The organism is Prevotella pectinovora (assembly GCF_041323955.1).
GTDB classification, from domain to species: Bacteria; Bacteroidota; Bacteroidia; order Bacteroidales; family Bacteroidaceae; genus Prevotella; species Prevotella pectinovora.
Map to the genome: position 1 here is coordinate 2,775,827 of NZ_JBGLIV010000001.1, position 16,662 is coordinate 2,792,488.

A 16,662-nucleotide genomic window follows, 5' to 3' on the forward strand; every position below is an offset into this window, starting at 1 on the left:
TCTCCTATTTCTTCAGAAGCTCGTCGATATGCTCAATATAGTCGAGTGAGTCGTCGATGAAGAAGCGCAGCTCCGGAATGATTCGCAGCTGGTTGCGCACCCGCTGACCGAGGTCGTAGCGCACCGTCTTCTCGTTCTTTCTGATGTTTTCTATTATCTCCTCTCCCTTGTCCGACGGGAAGATGCTCAGATATGCCGTGCAGATGCTGAGGTCTGGACTCACCCTGACCCTCGTCACCGACACCATCACTCCGTGCATGGCTCTTGTCTGACTCTGGAAAATAAGGCTCAGCTCCTTCTGCAGGAGTCTTGCTATACGATTTTGTCTTGTCTCTTGCATTTTGTAATCTTCTGTTTTTTTATTTTTCAATTCTTTCTCTTGTGGTGCAGGCTATGCGGATGGCATATTTTTCCACAATCCCTGCACCTGTCGCCAGTCCCCTCTCTGCAGGGACTTTTCATGGCGAGGCACCGTATTGTCAGCAAAGTTATCCACAATGCTGCCAATGGGCGAATAGTATGGAAACTTAAATACAAAAGTAATGATAATAGGGTAAACTCCCAAATTTATTAATTATTATTGTGTAAGTAAGCCCAAGTTTCGCAAGGATCAGGGGGGAAGACAGGCAAGAAGAGAATGGCAGAATCAGACTTTGGTTTTTAATCTAATACCACTGTTGTCCACACTATTATCCACAACCGGTAATTATAACCGTAGCGGTACGGTAATATAGCTGCATGGGGAAGAATCACAATGTATAGTAAGAGGAAGACTCACCCCTATTCACCGTTGTCTGAATTCTGTAAACATAAACATGGATATAAATGCCCGTATCGGGCAACCGTTGGAAAGCAATTCTGCCCATCATGGGAAAGCTGCTTGCCCATGTTGAGAAAGCAGCTTTCCCATATGGGGCAAGCACCGTGCCCCAAAAAGTACATATTTACCCTATCCATTACATATAATTTTATCCTTCCCACACAGTTGTGGAAAACCCTGTTGATAACCGTGTTGATAAGTTGTACTTTATCCACAGCAAAAAAAGAAATCAAAAATCCCTGTGGATATCCACAAGCTTATAAACAACTATTAGAAAACTTTTCCACGAAAAAGGAGCAGCAAAAGATATAAACTTATTATCTTTGCACCGAATGTGGAAATTGTGGATAAATGGGCTTTCATGCTGAAATAGAGAAAGAAAGACACATAATAACCTGTTGATAAACCAAGATATTGTGTTGACAAGGAAATGACCAAGGAAATACGACAGAAGTTATGAACAAATCCACAGCATATCATACTACACATATTTGAATTTAAAAATTAAAAACAAAAAAGAAATATAATAATATGACTGTTGACAAGAAGTGGGTCGAGAAAGGTTATATCGACGAACCTGTGGCCGACGGCGTAGACCTGGCCAAAGAGATAAGAAACTTGTGCAAGGAGAAAAACGCTGTGATTCTCGCACACTACTATACCACCGGCGACATCCAGCAGGTGGCTGACTTCATCGGAGACTCGCTCGCACTGGCGAGAAAGGCTGCCGACACGAAGGCTGACATCATCGTGATGTGTGGAGTGCATTTCATGGCGGAGACCTGCAAGATTCTCTCACCGGAGAAGACGGTAATCTGTCCTGACCTCAATGCGGGATGTTCGCTCGCTGACTCATGCAAGGCTGAAGACCTGAAGAAATTCAAGGAGGAGCATCCTGGATATAAGGTGGTGAGCTATGTTAACACCACGGCGGCGGTGAAGGCGCTGACGGATGTGGTGGTGACGAGCGGAAACGCAAAGAAGATCGTTGACACCTTCCCGAAGGACGAGAAGCTGATCTTCGGTCCTGACTACAACCTCGGCTCGTATATCAACAGTGTGACGGGAAGAAACATGCTGCTGTGGAACGGCGGATGCCACGTGCATGAGCGCTTCTCGGCACAGGAGATAGTAAGACTGAAGAAGGAGCATCCGGGAGCTGAGGTGCTTGTGCATCCGGAGTGTAAAGGACCGGTGGTAGCGCTTGCCGACGTGGTGGGCTCTACTGCTGTGTTGCTGAAGCATGCCGTGGAGAGCGACACTAAGGAGTTTATAGTGGCTACGGAGTCCGGAATATTGTATGAGATGACGAACAAGTGTCCGGAGAAGACTTTCATCCCTGTGCCGCCAGAGGTGAGCGAGGGTTCGCTGGGCTGCTCTTGCAACGAGTGTGACTATATGAAGATGAACACGCTGCGCAAGATTTACAACGCTCTGAAATGTGAGTGGCCTACAGTGGAAGTGGCTCCTGAAATCGCCCGCGACGCTGTGAAGCCTATCGAGAGAATGCTTGAGCTGAGTTAAGGAATTCTTTGGCAGATGAGTTGACGGATTGACAACTCGTCTGCTTTATATACACAGGCTTCTCCTCCCCCCTCTCTTGGGGAGATGGGGAGAGACTTATCAGTTATACTAATAGATAATGAAAATATTGTTGGTTGGCGAAGCCAGTTTTCTGCATAACACTCTGAAAAAAGGACTCCAGGAGCGCGGACATACCGTAGTGACCATGTCTGACGGCAACGGATGGCACGACGCTCCGAGAGACATTGACCTGAGGAGAGACAGAAAGTGGGGAAAACTGAGCGGACTGAAAGTGTTATGGCAGATTGCGAGACACCTGCCGCAACTCGTAGGCAACGATATTGTTCAGATACACAACTATCAGTTTGTTCCACTGAAATACGGGTGGAACAAACTGCTTTTCTTTTTCCTCAGACTTCTGAACAAGAAGACCGTGAAGGGCTGTTTCGGCGATGACCCTCAGATTTTCGCGCGCCAGAAAAAAGGAGTGCCGAGATATAGCGACACGTATTGGAACGGCAGACCGCAGAATATGGCAGAGAATGCGGAGCGTATCGACGAGGTGCTGCTGCATGGGGCGTATGGCTGCTGGCGGTATACATCGGCAAAGGCCGACGCTCTCGTGGCTTGCCTGTATGAATACTGGTTGTGCTATAATGTGGATTCTTTTGCCCGTAAGCTTCATTATCTGCCGCTGCCTATGATTCTGCCACAGAACGGGACGGAATGCGCCAGAAGGAAGGAAAACGGCGGTGTGGTGAAAATTCTCGTGGGCATACAGCCCAAGCGCGACTTCATGAAGGGTGCCATGCGTATGGCGGAATGGCTCGAAGCAATCAAGCTGCGCCATCCCGGCAGGATGGAGATAAGATATGTGGAGGGTGTGCCGCTCGAAGAATACAAGCGGATGCTTGCCGAGGCTGACGTGCTCGTTGACCAGCTCTACAGTTTCACCCCGTCGATGAATTCCTTGCAGGCAATGGCGCTCGGCACTGTGGTGATAGGTGGCGGAGAGGAGGAATATTATGATTTCATTGGCGAGAAAGAACTGCGTCCTATAATCAACGTGAGTCCGGAACTGTCGGATGCCGAGAACATGGCGATAATAGAAAAGGCTCTCTTTACCGACGGTATGATAGAAAGGCTCTCCCGCCAGAGCATGGCATTCGTGAAGAAATACCATGACTACAGAAAGGTGGCAGAGATGTATGAAGAGATGTACAGGTCATCTCTTCTCATTTAACCCCAAACGGTATGATTACCGGTCAGGGTTCAACAACTGTATCCATTTTCCAAATACATTTTCTTTATAATACGCGTGGCTTCCGGCTATGGCGTTGTCGCCGTATTGGCGTCTGAGGGCTTCGGAGTCCATCATCGTGGTGATACCCTTGATGAGCGACGAGTAGTGGCTTTGCTCCACAATGATGCCGTTGTAGCCGTTGCGCACGATGTCGGAGGCACCGAAGTCGAAATCGAACACCACGGATGGCAGTCCGCACGACTGTGCCTCTATCAGCGCCATTGGCTGTCCTTCGTATAGAGAGGGCATGATGTGCAGGCTGTACTGCGGATATACGTCCATGATGTTGTTCGACCGTCCGCAGAGTGTTATATGCTCCTGCATGCCGAGTCTCTCTATCTCAGCCTGCAGCATGGCGCGCTGCGAACCGTCACCATATATGTCGAGATGCCAGTCGGGATGCAGCCGGGCAATATCTTTCCAGTGGTCTATGAGCGGAAGAAATCCCTTCTGCTCTTCCAGTCTGCCCACGGCGATAGCCCGTTTCACGCTATAGTCCTCCACTCTCTTCGCCGGCTTCCTGATAAAGTTCGGAATCACCAACGTGCGGCGTGCGTTGGAATATTCCATGGCATCGCCGTTTGTGAGGCATACCACGGTGTCGGCTTTGCGCTCCATAATGGAGAACATACGATGGTAGGGGGTGAACGGACGTGCCAGATGCGACTCGTATATCTTGCGTGCCTTGGTGTGGCACAGGGGGAGGAGCAGTGCTCCGAGGGTGGTGGTGAAGAATATTATGTCGGGCTGCAGGCTCTTTATAGTCTTGTTCAGTCGTCGGGCTGCCGTCATCAGCGTGTTAGTGCGGCTGATGAGCTTTATCAGCTTGCCGTGGTGCTTGTCGGCGAACGGCACACCGAGATGCACCATCTTGATGCTTTCGTCAAGATGGTATAGCTCTCTGCGCTTGTCGTCGTAAACCGACACCACGCTCACTTCATGTCCGTATTCGGTAGCCAGTGTGTTTGCCTTTTCTGTCACGATGCGTTCCACACCTCCGTTTTCAGAGAAATCTTCTACTATATATGTTATTTTCATGTTTGTTTCCTTACCTTTTCATCCTGCCGAACAGGCGGCAGGTGCGTTCCAGTCCTATGGTGTTCACGAACATCGCCTTCAGTGTGTCTTTCCATGTGGCATAGCCGAAGAGGGACACGTGCTGTTGTGCCAGTCTTATTTTTCCTGTCTTCTGGTATGAATAAAGCTGTGCCGTCAGCATATCCATATACACACGGTGCCAGCGGCGCTCCCTGGTGTTGATGTTCAGTTGGCTGACGAGATGCAGCTGGGCGTCGAGCAGCGACGACAGTCCGTTGCTCTTGTCGGTAGCCGCTATGCCGTTGTCGTTGTAGTGGTATAGGTATCTGCCTTTGTCTATGGTGGCTATTATCGGCTTCTGCTTTATCAGCAGTGCCATGAGTAGGATGTCTTCAAATTTTTTGCCTTTCTCGAATGCCACGTTATTGAAAAGGCTTCTCTTGTATATTTTGTTGCATGCCCAACAGTGCTCCGTTCCCTTGTATGCCAGCCAGTCGAGGGCGTCTTTGAAGAGATGGTTGCCGGGATTGAATAGGGTCTCGTCGCGTAGTCCCGGTCGCTGCAGCATGGGATATTCCAGTATGTCGAGAAACGGATGTTCCTGCAGCAATGCTATCAGCGGACTGTAGGTATTGGGAGCCAGTTCGTCGTCGCTGTCTACGAAGGTGATATAGTCACCCTCTGCCCTCTCGATGCCGAAGTTGCGGGCATCGGAGAGTCCGCCGTTCTCCTTCTTCCAGTATTTTATGTTCTTGTATGTAGCGGCATACTCCTCAGCGATGATTCCGCTACCGTCGGTCGAACCATCGTTGATGAGAAGTATCTCGATATCGTCGAATCCCTGTATTCTCACGCTGTCAACACATCGTCGCAGCATCTTTTCCACATTGTATATCGGGATGATTACGCTCAATGTCATGATTTGTGTGTTATTAGGTTCTTTATTGTTTTCCATCTGAAGAGAATCTGCCTTGCCGTCGAGAAGCGGCTTCCTTTGCCGTTGCACGACGCGGCGCTCTCGTGTCTTCGGAAATATATCAGTCGGTCGTTGATGAATGCCACGTCGAAGAAGAAAGCCGCCACGTTGCCTATCCAGATGTCGTGCATCGGTATGTCGGCAGGAAAGGGCAGCGCTTTCTGCATCACGTCGCGTCTGAAAGCCATGCAGCACCCCGTATATCCGTTGTGCCACAGCAGGTTGTAGAATCTGCCGGGTTTCATCTTTATCATCTTGTAGAAAGAGTCGTTGGTGGTGTTGAGGTCTTTGTCTGTCACTATGGCGTCGCTGACCACACAGTGGTGGCTGCGCAGGACTTCCATGCATACTGCCACCTTGTTTTCCATCCACACGTCGTCCTGGTCGGAGAGGAAGATATAATCGCCATTAGCATGGCGCAGGGCATTTTCGAAGTTCTGTGTCAGACTGTTGCTGAGGGCGTTTTTTCCACCTTCTTCCTTGTGATAATGCTTTCCATCTTCTTCCTTGTGATAATGTTTTCCACCTTCTCCTTTGCGGTTATCCACAATCCTTATCCTCTTGTCGCCGATGGAGCGCACTATTTCAGATGTATCGTCTGTCGATCCGTCGTCGGACACGACAATCTCGTCCGTCTCTGCCAGTTGTGGCAGGATGGACAGGAGTTGCTGGCGGATATATCTCGATCCGTTGTATGTCGCTATGCAGACGGTAATCATTATATAGTTATTGAAATTGTTTCATTGTCCTTGCCTACTTGAATACATCATACTTCTTGTCGATGTAAGGAGTGCTGATGTCGCCGGCATCGATGATGGAATGGAAGAGGAATGCCGTGTTGTATTTCTTCTTGGCGTTTCTCTCCAGGGCTGCGTATTTCTCTGGATAACGGCTCTTGTATTTGTCGGAGCACCATATCCAGCAGGCGGCGTTTCTCACTTCCTTGGTGTCGTTGGCATGTGTATATTGTCCGTCTTCGCCCAGATTTTCGCCATGGTCGGAGAGATATATCACTATGGCGTTGCGATGGCGCAGGCGTTCTCTCACCTGATGCCAGAAACTGTCGGAATATAATACGGTGTTGTCGTAGGAGTTTATGAATTGTTGCCGGCTGTTCTCCGTTATCACGCGACTCGTCAGTTCCGGTTTCCAGCGGGCTGCCGACTTGGGATAATGGGCGTTATACCACCAGTGTGAACCAATGCTGTGTATGACGATAAGGTTGCGGCTGTTTGACTTTCCGCTTGTCAGTGCACTGTCAAGAGGGGGCAGCACATCGTCATCGAGCCATGAGTCATAGATATATAGCGACTTGCCGCCGTTTACATACGTCAGCTTGTCTGCCTCCTTCATGAAATATATGAATGTGGGAACGCTCTCCTGGTTTGAAATCCATGATGTGTGGTAGCCGGCTCTCTTGAAGATGTCGATGAACGACCGTTCTGTATATGCCCTGTCCTTGGTGTTGTGGTCGGCCCTGGTCATGATATACGGCACGCTCTCGTGGGTGAACCAGTATTCTGACTCTATGTTAGGCAGTGACACCACGTTCTTCTCCTTTGCCAGCAGCGGCGTGGTGGGCCTTGCATATCCGTTGATCTGCATGTGGTCGGCACGCAGCGTCTCACCGATGATGAACACCACGTCGATGCTGTCAGTGCCACATGTCGTCTTTCCGCCGAAGGCAGGACGCTTGTCTGCCACGATGCGCTTGTTGCCGAGATATTCGTTTAGCGAGGCATAGATATTGAAGGGCAGACGGTTGGAAACCGGTATTCCAAGTCGTCCGTTGTGGAAAATGCCGTATATCAGTGCCATGCAGACGATGATGTGTATCCATTGCCATTTCAGATTGTCCAGCCTTCTGAATCGCCATCTCGCTATGAATATAGCCGCGATGATATTTATGAGGATAAAAAGTATGAGCGGCAGCGTTATCATGTCAGATGTCGTTGTGAGGTCGTTGGTGAAGGTTAGGTCTATGGTCATCGGCGTCACCGTGACCTTCATTGTATAGCGGAAGAACGCCACGGCAGAAGTCAGTGCAGTCAGCAGCGGATACGCCACGGCGAAGACATATTTGTTTGCTGCTATCATCCAGATGAAGACAAAGGTTGTCATCTCTATCGCTCCCCATTGGAAAGCCTGTCCCACAAAGTCTTTCATGCTGTTGCATGGTGAGTCGTAGAAGTCGGCAAAGGCAAATTCCATTCCCCACAGCAGCGTTATTGCCAGTGTGAAGAAGACGAATCCCCTCATCTCATTCCATTTCTTCCTTATCGAATATTTCATCTGTCTTTATTTCCTTGTTTTTATATATAATGGACAAAACGCTTGATAAAGCACTTGGGCGTCATACCGTTGTTTTTCCTTGTTAATATATTATATAGGCTTGGTTATATCACCATATAAATATATATATAGAGAGAGACTTAGTTTATCACCGCAATCTTGCATACCGTGCCGCTGTCGCCGCTCTGCGTCGCTGTGTTCACCATATATATGCCGCTTGCCACTCTCCTGCCCTTCTTGTCGCATCCGTTCCATTGGAAGGATCCTCCGGTACTTCGTCCTTCAGCCACGAGCACACCGTTTGTGGTTGTGATTTTCACGTCGCTGTCGTAGGCAAGTCCTACTATGTTGATGAGTCCCGTATAGTCAGGCTTCACGGGATTCGGATAAGCCCATACGTTGTCTTTGCTCATGCTCTCGTTGGTAGCCACGGCATTGCTTTCCACTGAGCACAGGCCCTTTTCAGTTCCTATATATACCGTTCCCGTCTGCTTGTCTATCTCTATATCGAAAATACCGTCGGCGAGCAGACAGCTGTTTGATGCCAGGAAGTGAGCCTCCTGCACCATGTTGTCGCTGCTTATGACATACACGCCGTCGCGGCTCGTGCCTATCCACTTGCGGTCGGCATTGTCTATTGCCATCGTGGTGATGTCGAGTCCGGCAAGCAGATAGTCGGCATAGTTGGTACCGTCGTTGCGGGGTACCTTTACCTGATAGAAGCCGAGCGACGGGTCGCGCTGGTATTCCTCTGTCAGTTCGAAGAGACCAACGTTAGTTCCCACCCAAATATTGCCGCTTCTGTCTTCGGCGAGCGTCTTGCATCTCTCGATACCGCTTATTTCCGCCATGTCCTCGTTCACGAAATGCGTGTAGCTATATAGATTGTTGCCGTCGGCAGAGTAGCAATACACTCCGGGGTTGGCATTTCGTCCGTTATTTATCCAAATCCTGCCATGAGAGTCGTATCCCATGATCTTGGCATTGTTCACGGAGAGGTGGTTTATGGTCTTGTCTGGCGACGACCATTTGCCGTCGGCAGAATATTTCAGTATTCCTTTGTTTATAGCCTGATGGTTTATTACCCACAGCGTGTTGTCTTTGTCGTAGAACAACGATGTGATGATCTGATAGTTCGGATCACCTTCCAGACCGTCGACGAAGGATATCGGACTGTTTTTGTAGTCAAATCTGTTGATCAGTTTTCCGTCGAGAAATTCGTATAGTCCGCTTTGTGATCCAGCCATCACGTGGTTGTCGTTTTTGGGGTCGATGTCGAGACAAAGCATATCCTTATATATGATACCGTATTTCTCTGCTATTCCCTTGTCGTCGTAAGTAGTCCAGGTATTGCCGTCGATGTCGTACACCTGTATCGTGGCTGGCTTTTCCCTGTCCCACTCTCCACCGTTGCAGGTATAGAGCTTTCCGTTCCTTATCTTCAGAAAACCGATGGTATTGTATTTCGGTGTACCTACGGGATTTATGTCGCTCAGCGTCACGGTCTTCGTGCCGTCGGCGGTAACGGTGTATGCCTGCAGCTTCTCGTCCTCCTGGTTGGTCCAGTAGCATTTGTTTGTCTTGTCGTAGGCCACGTATTGCAGATATCCGTTGTCCCATGTCGTGGCGATGTCGTTGGCATGGTTGAACGACACATTGTCTGTCGTGGCGTGCCAGTTAGACTTGTCGAGCAGGTTTGCCGACTTGTCGGCTGCCAGTATTCCGTCGCTGGTGTTCACGTATATCTTGTTTCCGCTGAAGGCACAGTCGGTAACATTCTTTCCCAGATTGTAGGTGTCGAGGATAAGTCCCTCCTTCATGTCAATCTGCACCAGTCCGAAAGCCGTACACAGATATGCCAGACTGCCCTCTATCACCACCTTGTTTACATCCTTGCTTACCGTCATCGTCTTGTCGTAGTAGCCCGCGATGTTCGTCACGTTCAGCTTGTTGTCGAGCAGGTCGATGTTGTAGTTGTCGTATACAATGATAAGCTTCTTCGCCGTGTTGTTCCATGCTATCTGCGATATTGTGCATTCGCTGAGCGGGAACACCTTGTCGTATGTCGCCACGCTTCCGTCCGTGATGTTGTATGAGAACAAGTCGCCGGAGCTGAGCACATAAACCATGTTTCCGGCAGGCTCTATGTCTGTAATCTTTCCATAAGCCATATATGCCTTCCATTTGTCCAGATTCTGTGCTCCGGCGTTTGTCGTCATTGCGGCGAGCAATGTGAGGAGTGATATGAAGTGTCTGCGCATTTTTTTTTTCTTTATTGTTTTCTCTTATAACGCAACAACCTGCTGAATTATTGCTGACAGGTGGCGGAAAAGAGGAATTGTGCGAATTTCTCCACAGCCCTTGCCCTATGAGAGATTTTGTTCTTTATGTCGTTGCCGAGTTCGGCGAATGTCTTGTCGTAGCCGGTAGGCTGGAATATAGGGTCGTAGCCGAATCCCGACTCTCCCTTCTTTTCTTCCGTTATCTCGCCTTCCACTATGCCTTCCATCTCTCCCTGGGCAGCTATACCGTCCGAGTCTTCGTCTTTCAGGATATAGGCTATCACGGTGCGGAAACGCGCCTTGCGGTTTTCCTCTCCCTTGAGGTTGGCGAGCAGCTTCTTCATGTTTGCCTCGCTGTCGTGTCCGTCGCCTCCCGCATATCTTGCAGAATATACTCCGGGTTCTCCGCCGAGAGCTTCAACTTCGAGTCCTGTGTCGTCGGCAAACACACTGATATGATAATGTTCAAACACGTATTTTGCCTTTATCATGGCATTTTCTTCCAGAGTCTTTCCTGTCTCCGGAATATCCACGTGGCATTCAATGTCGTTGAGCGACAATACCTGGAATTTGTTTCCAAGAATGTTTCTCACTTCTTCCAGTTTGTGAGCGTTGTTTGTTGCAAATACTATTTTCATGTTTATTTATAGTTGACGAGTAGACAAGTTGACGAGTTGACAAGTAAACGAGTTGACGAGAAGACAAGTCTTATGAGTTTACAAGTCAGCAAGACCCCTCCTGACATCTCCTTGTGTGAGAGACAGTATTATTTTCCTCATACTTCCTTATATATTCTGAGTACTGTCTCTCTCTCTTCTGGGGAATGTCAGGAGGGGTCTTCTTCTATTTGTCAAGCATTCTCCTGTTGTTTTTTCATTTCCTTTTCCAGTTTCTGTGCCTTCACCTTCACCTTTATCGGATCGAAGCCCTCTCCGAATACGCCCTGCACGCTGCTTTGGCTTACGAAGGCATTAGGGTCTATAGACTTTATGACGCGGAAGATTTCCACGCTTTCCCTTTTCTTTGCCATGAGGCAGATCACCTTTATAGGGTCGCCGGAATACCATCCGTGACCGTCGAGTATTGTCATTGTGTGCTCGGTCTCCTTTGCTATGGCGTTGGCAATCTCCTGGTGTTTCTTTGAGAATATCATGAACTGCACGGACTGTCGCTGCCAGTTCATCACGAAGTCGAGCATGTTGCATTCGATGAACATCGTACATAGTCCGAACACCACCATCGTGCATCTCTCTGGGAACGTACCGAAGGATTCGATGAGCAAGCTGCTGCTGATGATACCGAGGTCCACCATGATAAGTCCCATACCGAGCGAGATATTGTGGTATTTGTTCACCACCGCCGCGATGATGTCGGTACCGCCTGTACTGCCGTTGTTGAGGAACACGATGGCGAGCGCCGTTCCCGTGAGCATACATCCGATGACGAGCGACATGAAGTCGTTGCCCTCTCCCATCAGCTTATAGAAAGTGCCGTCGGGCATCTCCACCACTTTCTGCGCTATGTCGAGCATCACGGTCAGTGCGAATGTGGCATAGATTGTCTTTGCCAGAAACCGCCATCCCAGTATCTTCAGTGCCGCCACTATGAGCGCGGCGTTGATGATGAAGAAAGTCCACTGCACCGGAAATTTCGTTGCATAGAACACGATGGCTCCTACACCGGCGATACCGCCCGTTACAATCTCGTATGGCAATAGGAAGACGGTGAATCCGAATGTGTATAGCATAAGTCCGAGAGTGATGAAGAAATAGTCTTTTATCTCTCTTCCCAGCGCCTTGCCGGCGTTACTTCTCATGAATTGTATTATTCCGCCACCATTTTTCTGTGCGAAAGCTGCATTGTTGTTGTCAGTTGCCATAATAAAAAGTTAGTTGTTAGAGACTCCTGGTCTCTGCTGTTTGATTAGTATATGAGTTAAGGTTATTTATAGGGCCGGTTTTTCTCTTTGCCAGGCCTTGTTTCTTTCTTCTCAGAATGTTTCCAATCCCCTCCCCTGCTCCATCCGCCATTTATCGGCAGCAGGTCAGGGAAGGGATTGTATGAGGATTATTTTATCACCACGTTAACGATTTTCTTAGGCACCACGATGACTTTCACAACCTGTTTGCCTTCGAGGTATTTCTGGCTCTTCTCGTCGGCGAGCACCTCGTTCTTTATCGTCTCGTTGTCGGCGTCAACGGGGAATGTCTTCTGGTAGCGCGCCTTTCCGTTGAACGATATCGTGAGCTGCATGCTGCTTTCCACGAGATATTTCTCGTTGAACTCAGGCCACTTGGCGTCGCAAACCGTAGTCTCGTTGCCGAGCTGATGCCACAGCTCCTCTGCCACATGCGGTGCGAATGGCGAGATGAGAACCACGAGGTCTTGCAGCACCATCTTGCTGTGGCATTTCATCTGCTGCAGTTCTCCCACGCAAATCATGAATGCCGAGATGCTCGTGTTGTATGAGAAGTGCTCAATGTCGCGGGTCACCTTCTTGATGAGCTTGTGTATGCTCTTCAGCTGTTCTGCCGTAGGCTCTTCGTCGGTTGGCAGGAATTGTCCGTCGCGGCTGAAGAACAGTCCCCATAGCTTTTTCAGGAAGCGGTGGCAACCGTCGATGCCGTTGGTGTCCCAAGGCTTGCTTGCCTCCACCGGACCGAGGAACATCTCATACAGGCGCAGAGTGTCGGCACCGTATTTCTCTACGATCATGTCGGGGTTCACCACGTTGAACATCGACTTCGACATCTTCTCTACTGCCCATCCGCAGATGTATTTTCCGTCTTCCAGTATGAACTCGGCGTTCTCATATTCAGGTCTCCATTTCTTGAAAGCCTCCAGATCTAGCACGTCAGCGTTCACGATGTTCACGTCAACGTGTATCGGAGTAGTCTCATATTGGTCTTTCAGTCCGAGGCTCACGAACACCGGTGCCTTGGAGTGGTCGTCGCTGTTTATGCGGTATACGAAGTTAGAGCGTCCCTGTATCATTCCCTGGTTCACGAGTTTCTGATATGGCTCCTCTTTGCAAGAGCATCCGTAGTCATACAGGAACTTGTTCCAGAAGCGCGAGTAGATGAGGTGTCCTGTGGCATGCTCCGTACCTCCCACGTAGAGGTCCACGTTCTGCCAGTATTCGTCCACATCCTTTGCCACGAGTGCCTTGTCGTTGTGTGGGTCCATATATCTCAGGTAGTAAGCCGACGAACCGGCGAATCCCGGCATGGTGTTCAGCTCCAGCGGGAAAATCGTGGTGTCGTTGATGAGCGCCTTGTCCACCACTTCGTTCTTCTCCGTGTCCCAAGCCCATTTCCTGGCGTGTCCCAATGGCGGCTCGCCTGTTTCCGTAGGCTTATACTGGTCTACTTCAGGCAGTTCCACAGGCAGACACTCTTCCGGCACCATGTATGGCATACCGTCCTTGTAGTATACGGGGAATGGCTCACCCCAGTATCTCTGTCGTGAGAATATGGCGTCGCGCAGGCGGTAGTTCACCTTCACATTTCCGATGCCATTCTCCGTAACGTATTTCTTTGTCGTTGCGATAGCCTCCTTCACGCTCAGTCCGTTGAGCGAGAATCCGGCGATGGCGTTCTTTGCTGTTGGTGCCGGTGAGTTGCACACCGTTCCCTCTTTAGCGTCGAAGCTCTCCTCGCTAACGTCGGCACCCTCGATGAGCGGGATTATAGGCAGGTTGAAATGTTTAGCGAATGCGTAGTCGCGTGAGTCGTGGGCAGGCACAGCCATGATGGCTCCCGTACCGTATCCTGCGAGCACGTATTCAGAAATCCATACAGGGATGTTCTCGCCCGTGAAAGGGTTCACGGCATAAGAGCCGGAGAACACTCCCGTAACCTTGTGGTTTGCCATGCGGTCGAGCTCTGTGCGCTTCTTCACATAGGCGAGATATTCGTCCACCTCAGCCTTCTGTTCGCTTGTGGTGAGTTTCTCCACGAGTTCGCTCTCAGGCGCCAGCACCATGAATGTCACTCCGAAGATAGTGTCGGCACGTGTTGTGAAGATGGTGAAGTCCCAGTCCTGTCCGGCCACTTTGAAGTTCATCTCCGTTCCTTCCGAGCGTCCAATCCAGTTGCGCTGGGTCTCCTTGATGCTGTCAGTCCAGTCCACCTGGTCCAGTCCGTCGAGCAGTCTCTGTGAGTAAGCGCTGACGCGCAGACACCACTGGCGCATCTTCTTCTGCACCACGGGGAATCCTCCGCGTTCCGACACACCGTCCACCACCTCGTCGTTGGCGAGCACCGTGCCGAGACCGGCACACCAGTTCACCATCGTCTCTCCGATGTATGCTATGCGGTAGTTCATGAGCACCTGCTGCTGCTCCTTCTCCGTCATCTGCTTCCATTCCTCGGCGGTGAATGTCAGTTCCTCGCTCTTTGCCACGTTCTCTGCCGCCTCGCTGCCTTTCTCTTCAAACATCTTCACCAGCTCTTCGATAGGCATTGCCTTCTGGCATTTCTGGCAGTAGAATGATTTGAACATCTTCTGGAAAGCCCACTGTGTCCACTTATAGTATTTTGGGTCGCATGTGCGCACCTCTCTGTCCCAGTCGAACGAGAATCCTATTTTGTCGAGCTGTTCTCTGTATCTTGCGATATTAGTCTCTGTGGTCACTGCCGGATGCTGTCCTGTCTGTATGGCATACTGCTCCGCCGGCAGTCCGTAAGCGTCGTATCCCATCGGGTTGAGCACGTTGAATCCGTTCTGTCTCTTGTATCTTGCGTAGATGTCAGAGGCGATATATCCCAACGGGTGTCCCACATGGAGTCCTGCTCCCGAAGGATAAGGAAACATGTTGAGCACGTAGAATTTCTTTTTCTCCTTGTCTTCCACGACTTTATAGGTCTTGTCTTCCACCCACTTCTGTCGCCATTTCTTTTCGATTTCGTTGAAGTTATACTCCATTGTGTTATATGTGTTTTATTGTTTTTCGTGAATAAAAATTGTATTTATATGTTGAGTTCAATCTGCAAAGTTAGTCATTATATTCTGTATTTACAAGTTTTGATATTTTTTTGTTCAAGTTCGTCATGTCTTTGACATTCAGTATTATGTATTCCCTGTCGGGTGTGATGTCGTTAATAGCTTCAATTGCATTTTCACCGGCAAGTCCTAACGTCTGGTTTTCGTCAATGCAATGAAATACCCGCAAGTGTAATGAAAAGGTGCCATAAAATTGTGTGTAAGCAAATAAATCGTTATATTTGCAAAGTGATTACGCAAAATGCGTAACGCAAAATGCGTAATGATAACAAAACGTTGGTTATGAGAAAGATAGACAATCCTTTTTTGTTGTATGGATACGAAGGACCAGAGTATTTCTGCGATCGTAATAAAGAGAGCGAAGATATCATATCATCGTTGACAAATGGCTGCAATCTCACCCTTATGAGTCCGAGAAGGTATGGCAAGACAGGTCTTATACGTCATGTGTTTCATAAGATAAAGGAGATGGACAACGATGCCGTCTGCTTCTATATTGATATCTATGCCACCAATTCTCTGTATGATTTCGTGCAGACATTCGCCAAGGCGATAGTCGGCAAACTCGACACGCCGCTACAGAAAGCCGAGAATGCGATAACAAAGGTTTTCAAGGGTAGTCAAATCACGATGTCTACCGACTTCATGACCGGCCTTCCTCAGGTGTCGCTCAGTTTCTCACCACAGTCGTCGGAATCCACTCTCGACGAGATATTCTCATATATAGCCCAGTCAAAACGCCGTTGCTACATTGCCTTCGATGAGTTTCAGCAGGTGTTGGAATATCCTGAGAAAAACGTAGAAGCACTCTTGCGCACCCATATCCAGACTATGAGCAACGCCCGCTTCATATTTTCCGGAAGCCGTTTGCACATGATGATGGAAATGTTCAATTCACCAAAGCATCCCTTCTACAGAAGTACGGAGAAATTGAGCCTGCATACCCTCGACGAGACTGTTTATTTTGCCTTTGCAGAGGATAAGTTGAGAGAGAAAAACGTTTCCATCTCACCGGAAGTTTTCCATGATATCTACGACAGCGTGGATGGAGTGACATGGTATATACAGGCAGTGATGAACCGCCTCTACCGTCTCTCCGACATGGAAGTAACCCGTAAGAAACTGGACGAGGTGGTGCGTCAGATAATACTGTCAGAAGAAGAAGACTACAAACGTCTGTTCCATCTGCTCACAGCTAACCAGGCAAACCTTCTGCTGGCGATAGCAAGGGAAGGCAGCGTGGCGGAACCTATGTCGGGACCATTCATCAGCAGGCATCAGCTCAAGACGGCAAGCAGCGTGCAAAGAGCCTTGAAATATCTTGCTGACGAAGAGTATGTATATCTTTCAGACAAAGGATACATCGTGTACGACCGCTTCTTCGGAGTCTGGCTCAGAGGATTATGATCAGGCATACCATGCG

The 16,662-nt window shown here is 49.2% G+C and carries 12 protein-coding genes; 3 read left to right on the plus strand and 9 right to left on the minus strand.

Translation table 11 applies throughout. The features are described from left to right. Positions 1 to 4: 4 nt before the first annotated feature. On the minus strand, positions 5 to 340 hold the full coding sequence (gene rbfA / locus ACDC99_RS10830; protein WP_022316924.1) for a 30S ribosome-binding factor RbfA: 336 nt from the start codon (positions 338 to 340) through the stop codon (positions 5 to 7). Between the two features lie 1,011 nt (positions 341 to 1,351). Between rbfA and nadA the strand changes: the two genes are divergently transcribed. Continuing rightward, positions 1,352 to 2,344, plus strand: coding sequence for a quinolinate synthase NadA (nadA, locus tag ACDC99_RS10835; protein ID WP_022316921.1), 993 nt, complete (start codon positions 1,352 to 1,354; stop codon positions 2,342 to 2,344). 118 nt (positions 2,345 to 2,462) lie between these two features. Next, a complete protein-coding gene (locus ACDC99_RS10840) occupies positions 2,463 to 3,587 on the plus strand; it encodes a glycosyltransferase family protein (RefSeq protein ID WP_370756736.1) in 1,125 nt (374 codons plus the stop codon). A 15-nt stretch (positions 3,588 to 3,602) separates the two neighbouring features. Here the strand turns inward: ACDC99_RS10840 and ACDC99_RS10845 are convergent, their stop codons facing one another. From ACDC99_RS10845 to leuS, 8 genes are all read right to left on the minus strand, one after another. Further along, a complete protein-coding gene (locus ACDC99_RS10845) occupies positions 3,603 to 4,685 on the minus strand; it encodes a glycosyltransferase family 4 protein (RefSeq protein WP_370756737.1) in 1,083 nt (360 codons plus the stop codon). 10 nt (positions 4,686 to 4,695) lie between these two features. Further along, a complete protein-coding gene (locus tag ACDC99_RS10850; protein ID WP_022316918.1) occupies positions 4,696 to 5,604 on the minus strand; it encodes a glycosyltransferase family 2 protein in 909 nt (302 codons plus the stop codon). Then, on the minus strand, positions 5,601 to 6,380 hold the full coding sequence (locus ACDC99_RS10855) for a glycosyltransferase family 2 protein (protein WP_370756738.1): 780 nt from the start codon (positions 6,378 to 6,380) through the stop codon (positions 5,601 to 5,603). The genes ACDC99_RS10850 and ACDC99_RS10855 overlap by 4 nt, the downstream gene beginning before the upstream one ends. A 34-nt stretch (positions 6,381 to 6,414) precedes the next feature. Next, the gene (locus ACDC99_RS10860; RefSeq protein WP_370756739.1) at positions 6,415 to 7,953 is read right to left on the minus strand and encodes a phosphoethanolamine transferase; all 1,539 of its coding nucleotides are present in this window, start codon (positions 7,951 to 7,953) and stop codon (positions 6,415 to 6,417) included. Positions 7,954 to 8,093: 140 nt separating this feature from the next. Further along, positions 8,094 to 10,214 (minus strand): type IX secretion system anionic LPS delivery protein PorZ, encoded by a 2,121-nt coding sequence (gene porZ / locus ACDC99_RS10865; protein ID WP_370756740.1) that lies wholly within the window; start codon positions 10,212 to 10,214, stop codon positions 8,094 to 8,096. 47 nt (positions 10,215 to 10,261) lie between these two features. Further along, positions 10,262 to 10,873, minus strand: coding sequence for a non-canonical purine NTP diphosphatase (locus tag ACDC99_RS10870; protein WP_044064391.1), 612 nt, complete (start codon positions 10,871 to 10,873; stop codon positions 10,262 to 10,264). A 212-nt stretch (positions 10,874 to 11,085) separates the two neighbouring features. Next, the gene (locus ACDC99_RS10875) at positions 11,086 to 12,051 is read right to left on the minus strand and encodes a YitT family protein (protein WP_370756925.1); all 966 of its coding nucleotides are present in this window, start codon (positions 12,049 to 12,051) and stop codon (positions 11,086 to 11,088) included. 251 nt (positions 12,052 to 12,302) lie between these two features. Beyond that, the gene (gene leuS / locus ACDC99_RS10880; RefSeq protein WP_370756741.1) at positions 12,303 to 15,161 is read right to left on the minus strand and encodes a leucine--tRNA ligase; all 2,859 of its coding nucleotides are present in this window, start codon (positions 15,159 to 15,161) and stop codon (positions 12,303 to 12,305) included. Positions 15,162 to 15,521: 360 nt separating this feature from the next. On the opposite strand from leuS, the gene ACDC99_RS10885 reads away from it, so the two are divergent. Continuing rightward, complete coding sequence (locus ACDC99_RS10885) at positions 15,522 to 16,646, plus strand: AAA family ATPase (RefSeq protein ID WP_370756742.1); 1,125 nt, start codon at positions 15,522 to 15,524, stop codon at positions 16,644 to 16,646. Positions 16,647 to 16,662 lie beyond the last annotated feature (16 nt).